Source organism: Streptomyces sp. NBC_00872 (assembly GCF_045161915.1).
Lineage (GTDB): Bacteria > Actinomycetota > Actinomycetes > Streptomycetales > Streptomycetaceae > Streptomyces.
This window is the reverse complement of record NZ_CP108806.1, coordinates 3,116,389-3,137,592: the sequence shown is the minus strand read 5'-3', so window position 1 is coordinate 3,137,592 and position 21,204 is coordinate 3,116,389. Positions and strand designations below refer to the sequence as shown.

The window sequence follows — 21,204 nt, the reverse complement described above, 5'->3', positions numbered from 1 at the left end:
AGCCTCGCCGAGACGGAAGGGGCCGGGTCCCTCGGGATCCGGCCCCTTTTGCCGTGCCCCCGGACGGGGGCGGGGCCGGGCGGGCGTCAGCCGGTCAGCACCGCCGCCTCGCGCCGGGCCGGCGCCCAGCAGCGGATGATGTCCCGTACGGAGACGATGCCGACCGGCTCCCGGTCGTTGAGCACGATGAGATGGCGGAATCCGCCGCACGTCATGGCGGCCGCGGCTTCCTCCAGCGTCCAGGCGGGTGCGGCGAAGACGACATCGGTGGTGGTGTGGGTGCAGGCGGTCTCGGCGTCGGGACTCTGGCCCGCACCGAGCGAGTTCAGGATGTCACGCTCGGTGAGAATCCCGATACCGCAGTGATCGGGATCGAGGACGACGGCGGCGCCGACGCGGCGTGCCGACATCAGCCGGGCCGCCTGGCGGAGCGTATGCGTGGGCCCGATGGTCAGGACCACCGAACTCATGGCGTCACGGACGAGCATGGGGTGAAGACACCTCCTTGGTAAACCGTCCCGTGCGGACCCTCCAGTGAGAAACGATTCACAAGTTCACAAGTGGGGGGACTTTCAGAGTGACACTCCTTGGCCGGAGCAACAAGGGGGCGCGTGGAGTGCGAGGGGTGCGCGGCGGGGCGGCCGGGCGCCGTCCGCCGCCCGGCCGAGGGCGTGGTCAGGGGAGTGCGGTGCGGTTCGCGCCTCCGGCCGGGTGCCGGGTCGCCGGTACCGCTGGTCAGTACCGCTGGTTCAGGTAGCCGAGCAGTTCCTCGTGGAGGATGCCGTTCGAGGCCGCCGCGTTTCCGCTGTGCGGGCCCACACGGCCGTCCAGGCCCGTGAAGCTGCCGCCCGCCTCCTGGACGACGATCGTGGTCGCCGCCATGTCCCACAGGGACAGCTCCGGCTCCGCGCAGATGTCCACCGAGCCCTCCGCGACCATCATGTACGGCCAGAAGTCGCCGTAGCCGCGGGTGCGCCAGCAGGCGCGGGTCAGATCGAGGAAGCCGTCCAGCCGGCCCTGCTCCTCCCAGCCGGTCAGCGAGGAGTACGCGAACGACGCGTCCCGGATGCGCGAGACCTTCGAGACCCGCAGCCGGGTCGCGGAGGAGAGACTGCGGCCCGTGTACGCGCCGCCGCCCTTGGCCGCCCACCACCGCCGGCCCAGCGCGGGCGCCGACACCACGCCGACGACCGGTTCGTAGCCGCCCTCGGCGGCCACCATCAGCGAGATCAGCGTCGCCCAGACCGGCACCCCGCGCACATAGTTCTTCGTGCCGTCGATGGGGTCGATGACCCAGCGGCGCGGGCCGGTGCCCTCGATGCCGTACTCCTCACCCAGGATCGCGTCGCGTGGCCGGGCCCGCTGGAGATGGCCGCGGATCAGCTCCTCGGCCGATTTGTCGGCCTCGGTCACCGGGGTCATGTCCGGTTTGGTCTCGACCTTGAGGTCCAGGGCCTTGAAGCGGTCCATCGTCGCGGCGTCGGCGGCGTCCGCGAGGACATGGGCGAGACGCAGATCATCGTGGTAGTCGGACATGGTCACAGTATCCACCGAGGGGAAGATCCGGCCACGGGGCCGGTACCGGCAAGAAGCCGCCAATGGACGGCGGCCGTCGCCGTTGGTCTTGACAGCCGACGACGGCCCGTCAACTCTGAGCGCAGAGCCGCACGGCCCCGGAGGCGACGATGCCTACTGCGCGTGAAGCCCTGCTCGACGCCGGTCTCTCGGCACTCGCCCGGCTGCCCTGGTCCGCGGTCAGGATGGTCGATGTGGCCTCGGCCGCCGGGCTCTCCCGGCAGACCCTCTACAACGAGTTCGGCAGCAAGGACGGACTGGCCCGCGCACTCGTGCGGCGCGAGGTCGATCTCTATCTGCGCGGTGTGGAACGGCAGTTGAGCGAGCGGAAGGACACCGTGGACCGGCTGGTGGCCGTTGCGGAGTGGACCGTCGCCGAGGCGCGGGCGCGGCCTCTGCTGCGCGCGCTGCTGACGGGTTGCTGGGGGCAGTGGCTGCCCGTGCCCGCCCCCGTACGGGTCAGCGCCCCGCCCTCCGGTGTCCCGGCGCAGCGCCGCGCCGACGCGGGGCCGCCCGCGACGGGCGATCTGGTCGCGCTGGTACGGGACAGATCCGTGGCGACGCTGGAACGGCACCGTATGGAACCGGGCCACCCGGACCGCGGCCGTACGGATCACTCCCGGACCGGTGCCGGCAGGGCCGAGTTGCTCTACCGCTGCGAGCTGGCCCTGCGGCTGGCGCTCGCCCATCTCGTCGCGCCCGGTGGGGAGTCCGTGGCACCGCTGGTCCGTACCGCAGTCACCGCGTCGCTGCCCGCGCCCCTCAGTGCGCCGAGCCCGAGAGCTGGAGCCCGATGACCCCGATGATGACCAGGGAGATCGAGACGAGTTTCAGTACGGAGACCACATCGCCGAGGAAGATCATCCCGTAGATCGCGGTACCGGCCGCGCCGATGCCCGTCCAGACCGCGTAGGCGGGACCGACGTCCAGTTTCTTCAGCGAGAGCGTCAGCAGACCGAAGCTGCCGAGCGCGAAGGCGGCGAAGGCGATGGTCGGCCAGAGCCTGGTGAAGCCATGGGAGAGCTTGAGACAGACGGCGAACCCCGTCTCCAGGATTCCGGCGACGACAACCAGCAGCCACGCCATTGTCAGAGGCCTCCCCGTATCAGTGACTGCCCGGTCCCGACGGATTATGCCCTTACCAGCGCTACGGGATCGCAAACGTGTGCGCGTCAGTCCCCTTCGCGCCGCTCACGCGTGGCGAGAAGCCGCCGCAGGGAGTAGAGCCTGGCCGGATCGGCGTGTCCCTCGGCCACCCACGCGTCGAGCGCGCAGTCCGGCTCGTCATGGCCGCACGCCCGCGGGCAGCCCTCCGTACCGGGCACCAGATCGGGGAAGGCGAGGATGACCCGGGACGGATCGACATGGTGCAGTCCGAAGGAACGGATGCCCGGGGTGTCGATCACCCAGCCGTCCGCCTTCTCCAGCGGCAGGGCCAGTGCCGAGGTCGTGGTGTGCCGGCCCCGGCCCGTGACCGCGTTGACCAGGCCGGTGGTCCGCCGCCGGTCGTCCGGCACCAGGGCGTTGACCAGTGTTGTCTTGCCGACGCCCGAGTGGCCGACGAAGGCGGTGACCCGGCCGTCGAGATACTCGCGTACGAGATCGGCGGCGTATCCGCTCGCCAACTCGTCGCGCCGGGTGACGACATGGCGGATACCGAGCGCGCGATAGGTCTCCAACAGCTCGTCGGGCGGGGCCAGATCGGACTTCGTCAGCACGAGCAGCGGTTCCAGCCCCCCGTCGTACGCGGCGACCAGACAGCGGTCGATCAGCCGGGGACGCGGCTCGGGGTCGGCGAGCGCGGTGACGACGGCCAACTGGTCGGCGTTGGCGACGACCACGCGCTCGTACGGATCGTCGTCGTCCGCCGTGCGCCGCAGCACGGAGTGGCGCTTCTCGATCCGTACGATCCGCGCCAGGGTGTCCTTCTTGCCCGACAGATCTCCGACCAGACCGACCTGGTCTCCCACCACGGCTGCCTTGCGGCCCAGTTCGCGTGCCTTCATCGCCAGGACCACCCGGTCCTCGACGAGACAGGTGATCCGGCCCCGGTCCACGGTCAGGACCATGCCCTCCGAGGCGTCCTCGTGCTTGGGCCTGATATGCGTACGCGGCCGGTTGCCCTTGGGGTTGGGGCGGGAGCGGATGTCGTCCTCGTCGGGGTTCTTGCCGTAGCGCCGCATCGCGTCAGGCTCCCGCTCCCGCCAGCATGTCGGTCCACATCCGCGGGAAGTCGGGCAGGGTCTTGGCGGTCGTGCCCACGTTCTCGATCTGTACTCCTTCGACGGCGAGGCCGATGATCGAGCCCGCCGTGGCCATCCGGTGGTCGTCGTAGGTGTGGAACACACCGCCGTGCAGCGGGCGCGGGCGGATGTGCAGCCCGTCCGCCGTCTCGGTGACATCGCCCCCGAGCTCGTTGATCTCCTTGGTGAGCGCGGCCAGCCGGTCCGTCTCATGGAGCCGCAGATGCGCGACCCCGCGCAGGGTGGAGGGCGAGTCGGCGAGCGCGGCGACGGCGGTGATACCGGGTGTCAGTTCGCCAACCTCGCTCAGATCGACGTCGATGCCGTGGATCGTGCCCGTGCCCCGGAAGGTGAGGCTGGAGCCCTCCGACGTCATCACGTACTCGCAGGAGCCGCCCATCTCGGTGAAGATCGCCCGCAGCGCGTCACCCGGCTGAGTGGTCCGCTCCGGCCAGTCCGGGACGGTGACCCGGCCACCGGTGACGAGTGCGGCGGCCAGGAACGGCTGGGCGTTGGAGAGATCCGGTTCCACGGTCAGATCACGGCCGAGCAGCGCGCTGGGGGAGACGCGCCAGACATTGGGCTCACCGCCGGTCTCGGGCTCGGCGACCTGGGCACCGACCGCGCGGAGCATGTCGACGGTCATCCGGATGTGCGGCATGGACGGCAGGACGGCGCCCACATGCCGTACCTCCACGCCCTGGTTGAAGCGCGCGCCCGAGAGCAGCAGCGCGGAGACGAACTGGGAGGACGCCGAGGCGTCGATCTCCACCGGCCCGCCGTCCAGCGCGCCGCCGCCGTGCACGGTCAGCGGGAGCGCGCCACGGCTGTCGTCGTCGATACGGGCGCCGAGGGCGCGCAGGGCGTGGATGACACTGTGCAGCGGACGTTCGTAGGAGCGGGGGTCGCCGTCGAAGCGGATGGGCCCGTCGGCGAGCGTCGCCACGGGCGGCAGGAAGCGCATCACCGTGCCGGCGTTGCCGACGTCGACGGCCGCCGGGCCGTGCAGCCCGGACGGGATCACCCGCCATGCCTCACCGCCCGGCGCGGGGACGCCCGCGGCGGTGGAGCTGGACGAGAGGCCCTCCTCGATACCGACACCCATGGCGCGCAGGGCGTCGGCCATCAGCAGGGTGTCGCGGGAGCGCAGCGGGCGGCGGAGCCAGCCCGGCTCGGCGGCCAGCGCGGCGAGGACCAGGGCGCGGTTGGTGACCGACTTGGATCCGGGCACGGTGACCGTCGCTTCGACGGCCCCGCGTGCGTAGGGGGCGGGCCAGAGGGCGGGCTGCACGGAGCTTTCGGTCATGGCCATCACTTTAGTGGTTCGTAACCGAAGCCGATCCTGAACAAAAGTGTCGAAACCAGGGCGTAACGAGAAGGTGATAGCAGGTGTACAGGGCGCTTACAGGCCCAGTAGCCAGCGCCCGCCGCCGATGAGTGAGCAGAGCGAGACGGCGTGGAAGAGGAACAGCCAGAGCGCCGGTGGTACATGCGTAAGCCGTCCTAGCTGGTCGGCGTCCGAATCCCCGGCTCCGCCGTGCCGGCGCTTGGACTGGAGCTCGAACGCCGGGCGTACGCCCCCCAGGAGCAGAAACCAGACAGCCGTGTACGCGAACGCCGACTGGACGGCGGGCCCGGTCAGCCAGGAGATCAACAGGAACGCGGCACCGGTGAGGATCACGGTGAGCGCTCCGTACGCGTTGCGGATCATCACCAGCATCGCGATCAGCAGAGCCGTCGCCAGCCAGAGCAGCAGCGTGATGTGGTGCGCGGAGAGCAGCCAGGCACCGCCGAGACCGAGCAGCGGCGGCGCGGTGTATCCCGCGGCGGCGGTCAGGATCATGCCGAGGCCGGTGGGCCTGCCGCGGCTGACCGTCAGACCCGAGGTGTCCGAGTGCAGCCGGATGCCGTCGAGCCGGCGTCCGGTGACCAGGGCTATGAGCCCGTGACCGCCCTCGTGCGCGATGGTGATCGCGTTCCGGGAGAGCCGCCAGACCGGGCGCGGTACGACGGCTATGAGCGCGAGGGCACCGGCCAGGGCCACCAGCCAGTCGTCCGGCGCAGGCTGGGTGCCGAAGACGCGGTCCCACAGGTCGGTGAGCGAGGTCGAGTCGAAACTGGCCATTTCTCGGGCGGCTCCTCAACTGGGTTTGCGTCGTGGCAGTGTTGCATTTATGTGTGGACGGTATGCGGCGAGCCGGAGCCCGGAAGATCTTCAGGGGCTCTTCGGCGTGCAGAAGCGGGAACCAGAGGAGAGCCTCGCTCCCGACTGGAACGTGGCTCCGACGAAGGAGGTCTACGCGGTTCTGGAGCGTCCGGTGAAAGACGCCCCCGAACCCGGCCCGGTTCGTCAGCTGCGCAGACTGAGGTGGGGACTCGTACCGTCCTGGGCGAAGACGCCCGAGGGCGGGGCGCGGATGATCAACGCGCGCGCGGAGACCGTGCACGAGAAGCCGTCGTTCCGCAGGCCCTTTCTCGCGCGGCGCTGCATCCTGCCGGCCGACGGCTACTACGAGTGGGTCACCGGCTCCGACGAGCGTCAGCTTGAGGAGCAGGGCAAGAAGAAGCGCCCGCGCAAGCAGCCGTACTTCGTGACCCCCGCCGACGGCTCGGTGATGGCCCTGGCCGGGCTCTACGAGTTCTGGCGCGACCGCACCCTGGCGGACGACCATCCGCAGGCCTGGTGGGCGACCTGTTCGGTGATCACGACGGAGGCGGAGAAGACGCCCCTGGCGGTCGCTCCCGCCACGGGGCCGGGCTCACTGGCGGAGATCCACCCCCGGATGCCGCTGATGCTGACACCGGACCGCTGGGACGCCTGGCTGGACCCGGCCCGTACGGACCCCGACGAGCTGCGGGAGCTGCTCGAACCGCCGCCTGCCGGGCTGATGCGGGCGTACGCCGTCGCGACGGCCGTCAGCAATGTCCGCAACAACGGGCCCGAGCTGCTGGAGGAACTGGCCGCGCCGGAGGAGAGCACGCTCTTCTGACGCCGGGGCGAGGCCGGTGCGACGGCGGTCCGGGGGCGGCCCTCGACGGCGGTCCGGGGGCGGCCGGGGGCAGTCCGGGAGGGACCGTCCTCGGCGGCGCCGCCCCGGCTCGCACGGCAGGATGAGCCTGTGACGAGCGAGCCGAGAGACACCACCGCGTACGCGCCCGAGCGGGAGAGCGTCGGGACGCCGGCCGGGGACGCCCGTATCACCTGGTACGCGGCGAAGCGGCCCCGGCTCGTGCTCGCCGTCGGCCATGGCGCCGGCGGCGGGATCGAGGCGCGCGACCTCCAGGCCCTCGCCGCCGCGCTGCCCCCGCTGGGCGTCACCGTCGCCCTGGTGGAGCAGCCGTGGCGGGTCGCCGGCCGTCGGCTGGCGCCCGCGCCCAAGACCCTCGACACCGCCTGGCGGGCGCTCTGGCCCGCGCTGGAGAAGCCGGGACTGCCCGTTGTCGCGGGCGGGCGCAGCGCCGGGGCGCGCGTGGTCTGCCGTACGGCGCGTGAGCTGGGCGCGCGCTCTGTACTCGCGCTGAGCTTCCCGCTGCACCCGCCGGGCAGACCGGAGAAGTCGCGGGCCGCCGAGCTGCTGGAGACGGGCGTGCCGACGCTGGTCGTGCAGGGCGGGAACGACGCCTTCGGAAAGCCGGACGAGTTCCCCGGGGGCGCGTACGACTTTCTGGAGGTGCCGTACGGCGATCACGGCTTCGCCGTACCGAAAAGGGCGCCTCTGTCCCAGGAGGAGGCCCTGAGGATCCTCACCGAGGGGGTCGCGCGCCGGCTCTCCGCGCAGAACGGCCGCGGCGGCGCGGATGCGGCAAAGAAGCAGTAAAAGAAGCAGTGGAGCACGGCCGCGGGAAAGGCGGTCGCGGCCGTGCGGCACAAGGGAATGCCGGGGGCGGGATCGCTGTTGTGGGGTGTGTAAGGACACAGGAGCATGGAGAGGGAGTCCGTCGTATGGGTTCGACCATCTGCCCGCGTCGCTCAGACGCCGCTGACCTGGAGTGGACGGTGCTTTCGGCGGCCAAGGCCGCTCCCGTCCGTACGGCGGGCGGAGCGGACCGACAGGCCCCGTCGCAGCAAGGTCGACTATTCTCCGATTCGAGTGGGTCCGCATTCGGCCCCACCACAGCGTTGGAGGAGGTGGGTCCGGTCACAGGGACCGACGCAGGGACCGACGACGGCGGCATCCGTGAGACCAGTACCGAGCGCAATGCCCGTTTCGAGCGGGATGCCCTGGGTTTCCTGGACCAGATGTACTCGGCCGCGCTGCGCATGACGCGCAATCCGGCCGACGCCGAGGACCTCGTACAGGAGACCTACGCCAAGGCGTACGCCTCCTTCCACCAGTTCCGTGAGGGGACCAACCTCAAGGCGTGGATGTACCGCATCCTCACCAACACCTTCATCAACTCGTACCGCAAGAAGCAGCGCGAGCCCCAGCGCAGTGCCGCGGAGGAGATCGAGGACTGGCAGCTCGCGCGTGCCGAGTCCCATATGTCGACCGGACTGCGGTCGGCCGAGTCGCAGGCGCTCGACCACCTTCCGGACTCCGATGTGAAGGCCGCGCTCCAGGCGATTCCCGAGGAGTTCCGCATCGCGGTGTATCTCGCCGATGTCGAGGGCTTTGCCTACAAGGAGATCGCGGACATCATGGGAACACCCATTGGTACGGTCATGTCACGACTGCACCGTGGCCGCCGTCAGCTGCGCGGCATGCTGGAGGATTACGCCCGCGACCGCGGGCTCGTCCCGGCGGGTGTCGGGGAGTCGTCGGACGATCGGAAAGGTTCGGACTCATGAGCTGCGGAGAGCCGCATGAGACGGATTGCGCCGAGGTTCTCGACCACCTCTACGAGTTCCTCGACCACGAGATGCCGGACAGCGACTGCACCAAGTTCGAGGTGCACTTCGAGGAGTGCTCCCCGTGCCTGGAGAAGTACGGCCTTGAGCAGGCCGTGAAGAAGCTGGTCAAACGGTGCTGCGGACAGGACGACGTACCGAGCGATCTGCGGGCCAAGGTCATGGGGCGGATCGATCTGATCAGGTCGGGTCAGGCCGTGCCGGACCAGGACGTGCCCACGCGTACGGGCGCGGATCTGCCGGGCGCCGCCGCCGAGTAGTCCCGCCCGCGCCGGCCGAGCCCCGCCCGCGCCGGCCCGAGTAATCCCGCCGCTGGTCGCGCCGCTGGTCCCGCCATGCACCGCGCGGGACACCGGGAAACATGTGCTGGACACGCCTCTCTGTGCGCACGGACTCGTCTGTGCGCACGGAACGAACTGGTGTATGCGAATAGCACACAAGAACGTGGTGATGTCGCCCCGATAGCGGCTGTTGTCACCCAAAGGTGCTAATCGGCTCTCTCCAGCCGCCCCTCGCTTCCCCGCTCGCTAGCCTGACCGTCTGTTCGGGCCGGGACGAGGAGGGGCGAGAACGCGTGAGGGCCATACCGGGTGCGGCGCGCGCGTACATTCTTGGCACCGTGCTCTGCGCCGCCGTGTGTGTCCGTCCGGCTCCGCGCTCCGAGACCCCCTGGTCGGCGGTCGCGATGCTCGCGGTGCTCTATGTCGTCTGCGAGCTGCCCGCGCGCTGCCGCTTCCGCGGGCGCTCTCCGAACGGTGCTTTACCCGTCGTGGCCGGTTCCTTCTTCCCGGTCCTGCTCGCCGCCGCCTTTCTGCTGCCGCCCTCCGCCGCCGCGCTGGTCGCGGTGCCCGGCGCCCTGTGCGGACGGATCGAGCGGCGTCCCAAGGGCGCCCGGCGGATCTGGCGGGCCGCGCAGCTCTCCCTCGCCACCTGGGCCGCCGCCCGCGCCCAGATGCTCTTCGGCGGGCCCGTCGCGCTCGGCGGCGGCGGATACGGTCTCACCCGCCCCGACTTCCCGTACGTCCTGCTGCCCGCCGCGGCGGCGACCCTCGCCTTCTGTCTGGTACTGGCCGTGCTGGACGGCGGCATCCTCGCCACCGCCGAGCGGCTCCCGCTGCGTACGGCATGGCGCGGGCTGTTCCTGCGCTCGCTCGCCCCGTACGCCGCCCACGGACTCGCCGGGCTGATGATGGCGGTCCTGTGGCGCAGCCCCTACGGGCCGGTCTCCGCGCTCTTCGTCCTGCTGCCGATGTACATCTCGTGCTGGGTCTTCGCCCAGTACCACCGGGAGCGCGCCGCCCACCAGGCCACCATCAGGGCCCTCGTCCAGGCGGTCGACATCAAGGACACCTACACGCGGGGGCACAGCGAGCGGGTCGGGCACGCGTCCGTGCTGATCGCCCATGAGCTGGGCATGGAGCCGGACCGGATCGAGATGCTCCGCTTCGCCGGGATCCTGCACGACGTCGGCAAGCTCGGCGTCCCCACCCGGGTGCTCCGCAAGGACGGTCCGCTGACACCGGAGGAGCGCCGGGTGATCGAGCTGCATCCCGAGTACGGGCATGAGATGGTGCGCGGCATCGGCTTCCTCGGAGAGGCCCGGACGGCGATCCTCCACCATCACGAACGGCTCGACGGCACCGGCTATCCGTACGGTCTCGCCGGGCGGCAGATCCCCGAGTTCGCCCGGGTGGTGGCCGTGGCGGACGCCTTCGACGCGATGACCTCGACCCGGTCCTACCGGCGGGGGCGGCCGGTGCCCCTGGCGCTCGCGGAGCTGGAGCGGTGCGCCGGGACACAGTTCGATCCGGAGATGGTGCGGGCGCTGGCGAAGGCGCTGGACCGGCACGGCTGGCGGACGGCGGTCACGGCGGACGAGGAGGACGTCCTGCCGCCGCCCCCGAAGGCCGGCGCTCCCGCGTCGGCGTCCGCGCCCGGACAGCCCGGTCAGGCCCCCGATCCGCTCCCGGCCCCGGAATCACGCGGAAACGTCCCTTCCAGCCGTACCCCCGCCGCCGACCGAACGTCCTCCGCCGACCGAACGCCCTCCGCCCCCGCGCCCCACCGGGGCCGCGGATGACCACGACCGCTCCGCGCGCGATGCCCGGCGCCGGACACCCCGCCTCCTTCACCCTCGCCGTGCTCTACGGCGCCGCCGGACTGCTCACCGTCGTCGCGCTCGGCCGCACGCTCTGGTACGGCCTGGCCGAACCCCGTATCGCCCTCGCCTTCGGTGTACTCATCGCCGTCGGGGAACTGGCCCGCTGGGGCGCGCTGCCCGGCGAACGCGAGCCCGCCCCGCTCGGCGCCGCCGGGGCCCTCGCGTACGCCCTGCTCGGCGAGCACGCCGGACGGCCGGTGACCCACGGGGTGCTCCAGACCGTCGGCGTGGTCGTCGCGGCCGGCCTCGCCGGCGCCGTACCGCATGTCGCCAGGGGGTGCGGCCCCGGACTCGGCCATCTGGCCAGACGCGTCCTGACCGTCGGCTTCGCCGCGGTCTGTTTCCAGCCCCTCTACGCGGCGGGTGAGCTGCGGGAGCGGTTCGGGCCCGGCCCCGCCTACGCGCTGCTGCTGCTTCTGCTGCTCGGTCTCACCGCGCTCTGCGACGCCGTACTGGCCGCGCTGATGGTGCGCGCCCGTACCCGCCATCCCTTCGGCCCCCTGCTCCGCGACGAGTTGCGGGCGCTGCTCCACATCGGCTCGGCCGTGTGCGCCACCGGGGCGGTCATCGCGCTCGGTGTGGCCGTCGCGGGGCTCTGGGCGCTGCCGGTCTTCTGTGTGCCGCTGCTGCTCACCCAGCTCTCCTTCCGGCGGTACGCCGCCGTACGGACGACCTACCGGCAGACGATCGCCTCCCTCGCGCGGGCCACCGAGATCGCCGGATACACCCCCCACGGACATGCCCGCAGGGTCGCCGAGCTGAGCCATGCCGTCGGCCGCGAGCTGGGACTCTCGGGATCCGAACTGACCGTTCTGGAGTACGCGGCCCTCATGCACGACATCGGACAGCTCTCCCTCGTCGACCCCGTGCCCGAGGGCGCCACCGCCCTGCTGCCGGTGGCCGAGCAGCGGCGCATCGCCCTGCTCGGCGGCGCGGTGGTCCGCCAGACCGGGGTGCCCGCCGCCGTCGCCGTGGTGGTGGAGCGGCAGGCCGATCCGTACCGGGAACAGCCGCTGCCCGCCCGGATTGTCCGCGCCGTCAATGCGTACGACGACCTGGCCGGGGAATGTGCCAGTGCGAGTGGCCCGCTCAGCGCGCTGGAGCGGCTGCGGCTCGGGACGGCGTACGACTACCAGCCCGAGGTGGTGGAATCCCTGGCGCGTGTGCTGTCCCGGGGCGGTCCGGCCCCAGGTGGGGCGGGGTAACCCATGGGTAATGAGCGGGCGTCCGACCGGGCATGGTTGGATGCGAAGAAGAGGATGTCCGGGGGCACTGACCCGAGCGACCGGCAGGCGGGAATCGTGAGGATCTTCGGGAAGGTACGGCATCGGCCCTCCGCCTCGTGGCGGCAGGCCACCGACCGCGCGTTCACGCTGATCGGTGACGGCCGGTACGAGGACGCGGGCGCGCTGCTCACGCGCGCGGCGGACCTGGAGCCCTGGCTCTCGGAGTCCTGGTTCAATCTGGCGCTGCTCCACAAGTTCCGGCACGACTGGGAGCAGGCGCGCGCCGCCGGACTGCGCGCCGTCGCCCTGCTGGACAAGGAGACCGGCGCCCCCGACTGGTGGAACGTCGGGATCGCCGCCACCGCGCTCCAGGACTGGCCGCTGGCCCGCCGGGCCTGGCAGGCGTACGGGCTGAAGGTGCCCGGCAATCCGCACAGCGTCGAGGCCAACGGCGAGCCGGAGGGCATGGAGCTGGGCAGCGCGGCCGTCCGGCTCTCGCCCGAGGGCGAGGCCGAGGTCGTCTGGGGCCGCCGGCTCGACCCGGCCAGGATCGAGGTGCTGTCGATCCCGCTGCCCTCGTCGGGCCGCCGCTGGGGCGAGGTCGTCCTGCACGACGGCGTACCGAACGGCGAGCGCACGACCTCCGCGGGCCCGGACGGCGCCACCCGCGCCTACCCCGTCTTCGACGAGATCGAGCTGTGGGCGCCCTCGCCCGTGCCCACCTGGGTGGTGCTGCTGGAGGCGGCGACGGAGGACGACAGGGACGCCCTGGAGCGGCTGGCCGCCGACGCCGGGTTCGCCGCCGAGGACTGGTCGTCCTCGGTACGGCTGCTGTGCCGCGCCTGTTCGGAGAGCCGGATGCCGAGCGCCGAGGGCGACGGCGAGCATCTCGACCCGCACGATCACAGCGAGCCGGGTCACCCGGGACCGCTGGGCCACCGTACGGCGGGGGAGTTGTGGGCGCCGGAGCGCGAGTGCGGGATCGCCGCGCCGCCGGGACTGGTGCGCGGTCTGCTCGACGGCTGGGTCGCCGACAGCCCGGACACCCGCGAGTGGCGCGACCTCGAAGAGGTCTGCTGAGAGCCGGTCCTGAGCCCCGGGCGGGGCACGGCGACCGTACGGGCGATCCATGGGCGGGCGGCGGTTGTCCACAGGGGGTGCGCGACGAATGGCCACAGGCTTGGATGTTCATGGACGCCGGATGTCCACAGAGCGCTGATGTCCGGGGAAAGGTGCCCTTAGGCTGTACGGGCACATCGCGCACAGCGCGCGGATCGTGCGGGCAGCATCGGGTACCGAGGAAGGCGTACTGCGGACATGGCGCAGCAGGAGACGGACCAGCGGATCGACAGTGAGGCCTCCGCGGCGGAGCCGGAGGACGGGTTCGTCGTGGACACGGAGGACGCCGAGGCGCGTGAGCTGGCGCATCGCGAGCGTGGTACGTCCCGTCCGATCACCGTCGTCGGGAATCCCGTGCTGCACCGGGAGTGCCGGGACGTCACGGAGTTCGACGACTCGCTCGCCGCGCTGATCGACGACATGTTCGCGAGCCAGCGCACGGCCGAGGGCGTGGGCCTCGCCGCCAACCAGATCGGTGTGGACCTGAAGGTCTTCGTCTACGACTGCCCGGACGACGACGGCGTACGGCACGTGGGCGCCGTCTGCAATCCCGTGCTGGAGGAGCTGCCCCCGGAGGAGCGGCATCTCGACGACTCCAACGAGGGCTGCCTGTCCGTGCCGACGGCGTACGCGTCGCTCGCACGCCCCGACTACGCGGTGGTGCGCGGCCAGGACGCCCAGGGCAAGCCGATCACGGTGCGCGGCACGGGGTACTTCGCCCGCTGCCTCCAGCACGAGACGGACCATCTCTACGGGCGTCTGTACATCGACCGGCTCTCGAAGCGCGACCGCAAGGACGCGCTGCGGCAGATGGCGGAGAACACCCCGCGCTACGAGACCGTGCCGAACGACTGAGGGCCGGCCGGCCGGCTGGTCGGTGGGGCGGTCGGTGGGGCGGGTTACTTCGGCTCGGGGAAGACGGTGTACGTCGCGCGTTCCGAGGCGCTCATGGCGCCGGTCTCGACCTCGCGGTCCAGGATCCACTTCCAGCGCTTCTCGGTCCGTTCGCGGTGGGCCGGGCCGAGGGCGGGATCGTAACTGTCCGGTCCCCTGAGAAGGGTGGCCGACAGGGCACCCTGACTGGGATCGAGATCCTTGGCGGGGACGCCGTAGTAGGCGTACGCGGCGGCCTGGACACCGTACGAATCCCGGCCGAACCAGCTTGTGTTGAGATAACCCTGGAGGATCTCGGGCTTGCTCTCGCTGTTGCCGACCTTCAGGGCGAGAAGGATTTCCTCGACCTTGCGGCTGACGGTCCGGTCCTGGCCCAGATAGGTGTTCTTCACATACTGCTGGGTGATCGTCGAACGGCGCACGGACCTCCTCGGTCATGAGCCGCCCCTGGACGCGGTGCACCCGTGGACGCGGTGGCGGACTCGACGAAGGAGATCCCGATGAAGCCTTCGTGGTTGTTTCGTTCGCGGAATCTCCACATCGCGCGGCCTCAACGGGAGCCTGTGGAAGCCTGGTTGACGCGCGTCGACCCGTGCGCCAGTCTCTCCGTACACCACCGCCCCACCATCATTCCCACGAGGAGGACCGATGCTCCGACGCACCGCGAGACTTCTGCTCAGCCTTGTCATGGCCATGTCTTTTGCCTGGGCCGGTACGCTGGTCACGGCCGGTACGGCGCACGCCGACGGCTGTTACACCTGGTCGCGCACCCTCTCCCAGGGAACCTCCGGCGCCGATGTCACCCAGCTCCAGATCCGGGTCGCCGGCTACCCGGGCAGCGGCGGTGTACTCGCCATCGACGGCGCCTTCGGACCGGCGACCGCCGCGGCCGTCCAGCGCTTCCAGTCGGCGTACGGGCTGGCGGCCGACGGGATCGCGGGTCCGGCCACCTTCAGCAAGATCTACTCCCTCCAGGACGACGACTGCACCCCGATCCACTTCAGCTACGCCGAGTTGAACGACTGCAACACCACCTGGGCGGGCGGCGCGGTGGACGCGGCCACCGCCAGGTCGAACGCCCTGCGCACGATGTGGAAGCTGGAGGCCCTCCGGCACGCGCTCGGCGACCAGCCCATCCGTGTCACCAGCGGCTTCCGCTCGCAGGCCTGCAACAGCTCGGTCGGCGGGGCGTCGAGCAGCCGCCATCTCTACGGTGACGCCGCCGATCTCGGCTCGGGACCGCACTCCCTGTGCACCCTGGCGCAGACGGCGCGCAACCACGGCTTCAACGGGATCCTCGGCCCCGGCTACCCGGACCACAACGACCACGCCCATGTCGACCACCGGCCCAGCCGCTTCTGGTCGGCGCCGAGCTGCGGCATCTGACACACCGACCCGGACGACGACCCGGGCACCGGCCCGCGCACCGGCGCGGGCTTGACGGCGATCGGCGGTACGGGGCCCCACGCGGCGTGCGAGGGGCCCCGGAACGTACACCGGTACGCCTACGGGGTCGTCCTGAACGTCAGGCACGGGCCGGCTCCGCCGCGCGCCGCTGGTCCGACAGCCCGGCGGGCGCAGAACGCGCTCAGCTGTCCGCCCCTGCTGCTACCCTTCGTCGCGAATCGATCACTTTGCGTCACTAAAGGGAGCGCCTGTGAAGGTCGCCTGCGTCGGTGGCGGGCCCGCCGGCCTGTACTTCTCGATCCTGATGAAGCGGCAGGACCCGTCCCATGAGATCACCGTCTACGAGCGGAACCCGGCCGGGTCGACATACGGCTGGGGCGTGACCTACTGGGGCGGCCTCATCGAGAAACTCCGCCGCAACGACCCCGAGTCCGCGCGTGCCATCAGCGAGAACTCGGTCCGCTGGAGCGACGGGACCGCGCACGTCCGGGACCGTACGACGGTGCACCACGGCGACGAGGGCTTCGGCATCGGCCGCCGCGGGCTGCTCGACCTTCTCGCCGACCGGGCCGGATCGCTCGGTGTGCGTGTGGAGTTCGAGCACGCGATCGAGGGGGCGGCCGAGCCGCCCGAGGCCGATCTGGTCGTCGCCTGCGACGGTGTGGGCAGCGGGCTGCGCGAGCGCCACGCCGACCACTTCGGCACGGAGTCCTCGGCCGGCCGGAACATGTACATCTGGCTCGGCACCACCAAGGTCTTCGACTCCTTCACCTTCGCCTTCGTGGAGACCGAGCACGGCTGGATCTGGTGCTACGGCTACGGGTTCAGCGCGGAGCACAGCACCTGCATCGTGGAGTGCTCCCCGGCCACCTGGCAGGGACTCGGACTCCACCGGGCGAGCGAGGCCGAGGGCCTGGCCCTGCTGGAGCGGCTCTTCGCCGGACCCCTGGACGGTCACCAGTTGATCGGGCGGTCACACACCGACCGCGCCGCGCAGTGGCTCAACTTCCGTACCCTCACCAACCGGACCTGGTACCGGGGCAATCTCGTCCTCCTCGGCGACGCCGCGCACACCACGCACTACTCCATCGGCGCGGGCACCACCCTCGCACTGGAGGACGCCATCGCCCTGGCCGAAGCGCTGCGCGGCCACACGGACCTCCGCCCCGCCCTCGCCCGCTACGAGCGCGAACGCAAGTCCGCCCTCCTCCCCGTCCAGAGCGCGGCCCGCTACAGCGCCCAGTGGTACGAGAACCTCCCCCGCTACATCAATCTCGCCCCGGCTCATATGTTCGCCCTCCTGGGCCAGCGCCACTCCCCCCTGCTCCCCCACGTCCCGCCCCAGCTCTACTACCGCATCGACAGAGCCGCCGAACAGCTGGAGCCCCTGCGCAAACTCAAGCGCTGGCTGGGCCCAAGGGTCGCCCGCACCCTCCACACCCGCTCACAGGCACCCCGGGGGTAGCGCCGCGGACCGTGCCGCCTGCGCATCAGAACGGCGGATCACCGATGCTCACCGCCCACAGGGCCGGGGGCCGGGTGTTGTGGGTCAGTTGGTTTGGGGGGTGGGAGGCCGGAGGTCCAGGGTGTAGGTCAGGAGGGGAAGCCCCGGGTGCGGTTCCCAGTCGCGCTCGGGGGTTCTGGTGAAGCCCAGGCGCTCGTAGATCCGGTGAGCCTGTCGCATGGCCGACTGGGTCGACAGGACGATCCGTATACAGCCCTCCGTGTCCTGAGCGCGGGTCACACAGGCGTGGACGAGCGCCTCGCCCACGCCTCTGCCCCGGGCCGCCCGGTCGACCGCCAGCATCCGGAACTCGGTCTCGCCGTCCCGGGCGATGTCCGCCCACGGTCCTCCGGACGGGACGAAGGTGACCCCGCCCAGCACCGTCCCGTCCGGGTCCACGGCCGCCAGTACCACCGCCTCGGCCGCCCGGCGGGCCACATCGCGCAGTGTGGGCAGATACGAGTCGTCCTCACCGAAGTCCAGCAGACCGTCCCCGAGATACGCCCGCGCGGTGATCTCCCCGAGCCGCGTGTACTCCCCGGGCTCGGCCTCTCTGATCGTGAAGTCCATGAACCGATTGTGCGGTACGGGTACGACAACGGGCGGTTGTCTCGAAGCCGTCAGAAGTCGTCGTCGAAGCCGACCGTGCCCTCCACCGCGACCTGGTACGCCGACGGGCGGCGTTCGAAGAAGTTCGTCAGCTCCTGGACACCCTGGAGTTCCATGAAGGAGAACGGGTTCTCCGAGCCGTAGACCGGGGCGAAGCCCAGGCGTTGGAGGCGCTGGTCGGCGACGCACTCCAGGTATGCGCGCATCGACTCGGTGTTCATGCCCGGCAGGCCCTCGCCGCACAGGTCGCGGCCGAATTGCAGTTCCGCCTCGACGGCCTCCTTCAGCATGTCCGTGACCTGCTGCCGGAGGTCGTCGTCGAACAGCTCCGGCTCCTCCTTCCGTACCGTGTCCACGACCTCGAAGGCGAAGTTCATATGCATCGTCTCGTCGCGGAACACCCAGTTGGTGCCGGTGGCCAGGCCGTGCAGCAGGCCCCGGGAGCGGAACCAGTAGACGTAGGCGAACGCGCCGTAGAAGAACAGCCCCTCGATACAGGCCGCGAAACAGATCAGATTGAGCAGGAAGCGCCGGCGGTCCGACCGGGACTCCAGCCGGTCGATCGTCTCGACCGAGTCCATCCAGCGGAAGCAGAACTGTGCCTTCTCACGGATCGACGGGATGTTCTCCACCGCCGCGAAGGCCGCCGTGCGGTCCTCGGGATCGGGGAGATAGGTGTCGAGCAGCGTCAGATAGAACTGGACGTGCACGGCCTCCTCGAAGAGCTGGCGCGAGAGATACAGCCGCGCCTCGGGGGAGTTGATGTGCCGGTAGAGCGTCAGCACCAGATTGTTCGCCACGATCGAGTCGCCCGTCGCGAAGAACGCGACCAGCCGGCCGATCATGTGCTGCTCGGCGGGGGTGAGCTTGGCGAGGTCGGCCACGTCGGAGTGGAGGTCGACCTCCTCCACCGTCCAGGTGTTCTTGATCGCGTCGCGGTAGCGCTCGTAGAAGTCCGGATACCGCATGGGCCGCAGGGTCAGTTCGAAGCCCGGGTCCAGCAGGTTCCTGGTCTTCGGCGTCGTCTTCTCGGCTGCCTCAGCTGTCTCGGCTGTTTCGGCTGTCTGAGCGGTTGTCTCGGTGGTCATTACTGGCACGCCTCACAGGACTCGGGGTTCTCCAGGGAGCAGGCGACGGCCTCCTCGGCCGTGGCCACCGTCAGCGGCGTCACGGGCGTCACGGGCGTCACCGGCGTTACCGCCGTGGCCGTCGCCTGAGCGGGTACGGCCGCCCGAGCCGCTCTCGCGATCCTCGTCGCCGGGCGCGAGCGCAGGTAGTACGTTGTCTTGAGGCCCTTCTTCCAGGCGTACGCGTACATCGAGCTGAGCTTCCCGATGGTCGGCGTCTCCAGGAACAGGTTCAGCGACTGGCTCTGGTCCAGGTACGGCGTACGGGCCGCCGCCATGTCGATCAGTCCGCGCTGCGGGATCTCCCACGCCGTGCGGTACAGATCGCGGATCTCCGCCGGGACCCAGGTGAAGTCCGCCACCGAGCCGTTGGACTCGCGCAGCGCCTCGCGCGAGCGCGCGTCCCAGACGCCCAGTCGCTTCAGGTCCGCCACCAGATACGAGTTGACCTGGAGGAACTCACCGGAGAGCGTCTCGCGCTTGAAGAGATTGGAGACCTGCGGCTCGATGCACTCGTACACACCGGCGATCGAGGCGATGGTCGCCGTCGGGGCGATCGCCAGGAGCAGGGAGTTCCGCATGCCCGTCGCCGCGACGCGGGCGCGCAGTGCCGCCCAGCGCTCGGGCCAGGCCCGCTCCACGTCGTAGTGGTCGGGGTGCAGTACGCCACGGGCCGTGCGCGTACGGGACCAGGCGGGCAGCGGCCCGTGGCGCTCGGCGAGGTCGCAGGACGCCTCGTACGCGGCGAGCATGATCCGCTCGGCGATCCTGGTGGAGAGCGCGGCGGCCTCGGCGGAGTCGAAGGGCAGCCGCTTCTTGAAGAAGACGTCCTGGAGACCCATCGCGCCCAGGCCCACCGGACGCCATTTCGCGTTCGAGCCGGCGGCCTGCTCGGTCGGGTAGTAGTTGATGTCCACCACCCGGTCGAGGAAGGTCACGGCCGTACGGACGGTCTCGTCGAGCCGCTCCCAGTCGATCTCGCCCGACTCCAGGACGAAGGCGCCGAGGTTGACCGAGCCGAGGTTGCAGACGGCCGTCTCGCCGTCGTCGGTCACCTCCAGGATCTCCGTGCAGAGATTGGAGGAGTGGACGACGCTGCCGGGCTCGGCGGTCTGGTTGGCCGTACGGTTCGAGGCGTCCTTGAAGGTCATCCAGCCGTTGCCGGTCTGGGCGAGGGTACGCATCATCCTGCCGTACAGCTCGCGTGCGGGCAGGGACTTGCGGGCCAGACCCGCCGCCTCGGCGGCCCGGTACGCCGCGTCGAACTCGTCGCCCCACAGATCGACCAGTTCCGGTACGTCGACGGGGGAGAAGAGCGACCACTGGCCGTCCGTCTCGACGCGGCGCATGAACTCGTCGGGGATCCAGTGCGCGAGATTCAGATTGTGGGTGCGCCGCGCGTCCTCACCGGTGTTGTCCCGCAGCTCCAGGAACTCCTCCAGATCGGCGTGCCAGGTCTCCAGATAGACACAGGCCGCGCCCTTGCGCCGGCCGCCCTGGTTGACGGCAGCGACCGAGGAGTCGAGGGTGCGCAGGAACGGGACGATGCCGTTGGAGTGCCCGTTGGTGCCCCGGATCAGCGAACCGCGCGAGCGGATACGGGAGTACGAGAGGCCGATGCCGCCCGCGTGCTTGGAGAGCCTGGCCACCTGGTGGTAGCGGTCGTAGATGGAGTCCAGCTCGTCGCGCGGGGAGTCCAGCAGATAGCAGGAGGACATCTGGGGGTGGCGGGTGCCGGAGTTGAAGAGCGTCGGCGAGGACGGCAGATAGTCCAGCCGGCTCATCAGCCGGTACAGCGCGGCGACCTCCTCCAGCGCGCGCACGCTCTCGTCCTCCGCGAGGCCGGACGCCACGCGCAGCAGGAAGTGCTGCGGGGTCTCGATCACCTGACGGGTCAGCGGATGGCGGAGCAGATAGCGGCTGTGGAGCGTGCGGAGCCCGAAGTAGCCGAAGCGGTCGTCGGCGGCGGGGTCGATCAGCTGGTCGAGGCGGTCGGCGTGGCTCGTGACGAAGGCGGCCGTACGGTCGGCGATCAGGCCCTCGCGGTGACCGGTCGCGACCGACGCGGAGAACGACACGGCGCCCTGGCCGGCGGCCTCGTCGGCGATGGCGCGGGTGAGCAGCCGGGCGGCGAGCCGGGAGTACGCGGGGTCCTCGGAGATCAGCCCGGCCGCCGCCTCGGTGGCGAGCCCGCGCAGCTCGGCCTCGTCCGACGCGGCGTTACGGCCCCGGAGCGCGGCGGCGGCGACCCGGACCGGATCGGTGTCGGGCAGATCGGCGGTCAGCTCCGTCAGGGTCCGCAGCAGAACGGCCCCGGGGCCGTCGGCGGGCCCGGCAGCTCCGGTGGTCCCGGCAGCTCCGGTGGTCCCGGTGATTCCGGGGCGGGCTGAAACCGGGGCTGAAACCGGGGCTGAAGCCGGATCGGCTGGCGCGATGGTCACGTGGTGCTCTCCCTCGCTCGGCTCCGGGCCGGCGCGGGGGATACGGGGG

20 protein-coding genes and 1 pseudogene are annotated in these 21,204 nt (G+C 70.9%); 11 read left to right on the top strand and 10 right to left on the bottom strand.

Annotated elements, in window-relative coordinates:
* Window positions 1-86: 86 nt before the first annotated feature.
* Complete coding sequence (locus tag OG214_RS13295) at window positions 87-488, bottom strand: CBS domain-containing protein (protein WP_363079684.1); 402 nt, start codon at window positions 486-488, stop codon at window positions 87-89.
* Window positions 489-735: 247 nt separating this feature from the next.
* Window positions 736-1,536: a histidinol-phosphatase gene (hisN, locus tag OG214_RS13290; RefSeq protein WP_363079683.1), complete on the bottom strand. Its 801-nt coding sequence runs from the start codon at window positions 1,534-1,536 to the stop codon at window positions 736-738.
* A 149-nt stretch (window positions 1,537-1,685) separates the two neighbouring features.
* Here hisN and OG214_RS13285 point away from each other — a divergent pair, with 149 nt between their 5' ends.
* A complete protein-coding gene (locus tag OG214_RS13285; RefSeq protein WP_405984856.1) occupies window positions 1,686-2,372 on the top strand; it encodes a TetR/AcrR family transcriptional regulator in 687 nt (228 codons plus the stop codon).
* Here OG214_RS13285 and OG214_RS13280 read toward each other — a convergent pair.
* The 4 genes from OG214_RS13280 to OG214_RS13265 form a co-directional block, all read right to left on the bottom strand.
* The gene (locus tag OG214_RS13280; RefSeq protein ID WP_066945825.1) at window positions 2,338-2,661 is read right to left on the bottom strand and encodes a multidrug efflux SMR transporter; all 324 of its coding nucleotides are present in this window, start codon (window positions 2,659-2,661) and stop codon (window positions 2,338-2,340) included. The two genes, OG214_RS13285 and OG214_RS13280, sit on opposite strands and share 35 nt — an antisense overlap.
* Before the next feature lie 86 nt (window positions 2,662-2,747).
* A complete protein-coding gene (gene rsgA, locus OG214_RS13275) occupies window positions 2,748-3,758 on the bottom strand; it encodes a ribosome small subunit-dependent GTPase A (RefSeq protein WP_363079681.1) in 1,011 nt (336 codons plus the stop codon).
* Window positions 3,759-3,762: 4 nt separating this feature from the next.
* Complete coding sequence (gene aroA / locus OG214_RS13270) at window positions 3,763-5,124, bottom strand: 3-phosphoshikimate 1-carboxyvinyltransferase (protein WP_405984855.1); 1,362 nt, start codon at window positions 5,122-5,124, stop codon at window positions 3,763-3,765.
* 96 nt (window positions 5,125-5,220) lie between these two features.
* Window positions 5,221-5,943 (bottom strand): M50 family metallopeptidase, encoded by a 723-nt coding sequence (locus OG214_RS13265; RefSeq protein WP_363079679.1) that lies wholly within the window; start codon window positions 5,941-5,943, stop codon window positions 5,221-5,223.
* A gap of 49 nt (window positions 5,944-5,992) precedes the next feature.
* Between OG214_RS13265 and OG214_RS13260 the strand changes: the two genes are divergently transcribed.
* From OG214_RS13260 to def, 8 genes are all read left to right on the top strand, one after another.
* A complete protein-coding gene (locus OG214_RS13260) occupies window positions 5,993-6,808 on the top strand; it encodes an SOS response-associated peptidase (protein WP_363079678.1) in 816 nt (271 codons plus the stop codon).
* Window positions 6,809-6,937: 129 nt separating this feature from the next.
* Entirely contained in the window at window positions 6,938-7,636 is a 699-nt protein-coding gene (locus tag OG214_RS13255) for an alpha/beta family hydrolase (RefSeq protein ID WP_405984854.1), read from the top strand.
* Between the two features lie 311 nt (window positions 7,637-7,947).
* The gene (locus tag OG214_RS13250; protein WP_363079676.1) at window positions 7,948-8,607 is read left to right on the top strand and encodes a sigma-70 family RNA polymerase sigma factor; all 660 of its coding nucleotides are present in this window, start codon (window positions 7,948-7,950) and stop codon (window positions 8,605-8,607) included.
* The gene (rsrA, locus tag OG214_RS13245; protein ID WP_363079675.1) at window positions 8,604-8,927 is read left to right on the top strand and encodes a mycothiol system anti-sigma-R factor; all 324 of its coding nucleotides are present in this window, start codon (window positions 8,604-8,606) and stop codon (window positions 8,925-8,927) included. Before OG214_RS13250 ends, rsrA begins: the two co-directional genes overlap by 4 nt.
* Window positions 8,928-9,241: 314 nt before the next feature.
* On the top strand, window positions 9,242-10,747 hold the full coding sequence (locus tag OG214_RS13240) for an HD-GYP domain-containing protein (RefSeq protein ID WP_405984853.1): 1,506 nt from the start codon (window positions 9,242-9,244) through the stop codon (window positions 10,745-10,747).
* 20 nt (window positions 10,748-10,767) lie between these two features.
* Window positions 10,768-12,033, top strand: coding sequence for an HD-GYP domain-containing protein (locus OG214_RS13235; protein WP_405987491.1), 1,266 nt, complete (start codon window positions 10,768-10,770; stop codon window positions 12,031-12,033).
* Between the two features lie 96 nt (window positions 12,034-12,129).
* On the top strand, window positions 12,130-13,134 hold the full coding sequence (locus OG214_RS13230) for a hypothetical protein (protein ID WP_363079693.1): 1,005 nt from the start codon (window positions 12,130-12,132) through the stop codon (window positions 13,132-13,134).
* Between the two features lie 237 nt (window positions 13,135-13,371).
* Window positions 13,372-14,028: a peptide deformylase gene (def, locus tag OG214_RS13225; protein ID WP_363079672.1), complete on the top strand. Its 657-nt coding sequence runs from the start codon at window positions 13,372-13,374 to the stop codon at window positions 14,026-14,028.
* Window positions 14,029-14,075: 47 nt separating this feature from the next.
* Here the strand turns inward: def and OG214_RS13220 are convergent.
* A pseudogene (locus OG214_RS13220) lies at window positions 14,076-14,480 on the bottom strand (transglycosylase domain-containing protein); the annotation flags it as partial.
* Window positions 14,481-14,715: 235 nt separating this feature from the next.
* Between OG214_RS13220 and OG214_RS13215 the strand changes: the two are divergent.
* Together OG214_RS13215 and OG214_RS13210 are read left to right on the top strand one after the other, a co-directional pair.
* A complete protein-coding gene (locus OG214_RS13215) occupies window positions 14,716-15,453 on the top strand; it encodes a D-Ala-D-Ala carboxypeptidase family metallohydrolase (protein ID WP_405984852.1) in 738 nt (245 codons plus the stop codon).
* A gap of 271 nt (window positions 15,454-15,724) precedes the next feature.
* The gene (locus OG214_RS13210) at window positions 15,725-16,939 is read left to right on the top strand and encodes an FAD-dependent monooxygenase (RefSeq protein WP_405984851.1); all 1,215 of its coding nucleotides are present in this window, start codon (window positions 15,725-15,727) and stop codon (window positions 16,937-16,939) included.
* An 84-nt stretch (window positions 16,940-17,023) separates the two neighbouring features.
* On the opposite strand, the gene OG214_RS13205 is transcribed toward OG214_RS13210, so the two are convergent.
* Genes OG214_RS13205 through OG214_RS13195 form a run of 3 tightly spaced genes read right to left on the bottom strand, consistent with a single transcriptional unit; the run spans window position 17,024 to window position 21,155 of the window.
* Window positions 17,024-17,548 carry a GNAT family N-acetyltransferase gene (locus tag OG214_RS13205; RefSeq protein WP_405984850.1) on the bottom strand — a complete coding sequence of 175 codons (525 nt, stop codon included), beginning with the start codon at window positions 17,546-17,548 and terminating at the stop codon, window positions 17,024-17,026.
* Window positions 17,549-17,598: 50 nt separating this feature from the next.
* Window positions 17,599-18,675, bottom strand: a complete 1,077-nt coding sequence (locus tag OG214_RS13200; protein ID WP_405984849.1) for a ribonucleotide-diphosphate reductase subunit beta — start codon at window positions 18,673-18,675, stop codon at window positions 17,599-17,601.
* Window positions 18,675-21,155 carry a ribonucleoside-diphosphate reductase subunit alpha gene (locus OG214_RS13195; RefSeq protein WP_405984848.1) on the bottom strand — a complete coding sequence of 827 codons (2,481 nt, stop codon included), beginning with the start codon at window positions 21,153-21,155 and terminating at the stop codon, window positions 18,675-18,677. The genes OG214_RS13200 and OG214_RS13195 overlap by 1 nt, the downstream gene beginning before the upstream one ends.
* Window positions 21,156-21,204: the final 49 nt, after the last annotated feature.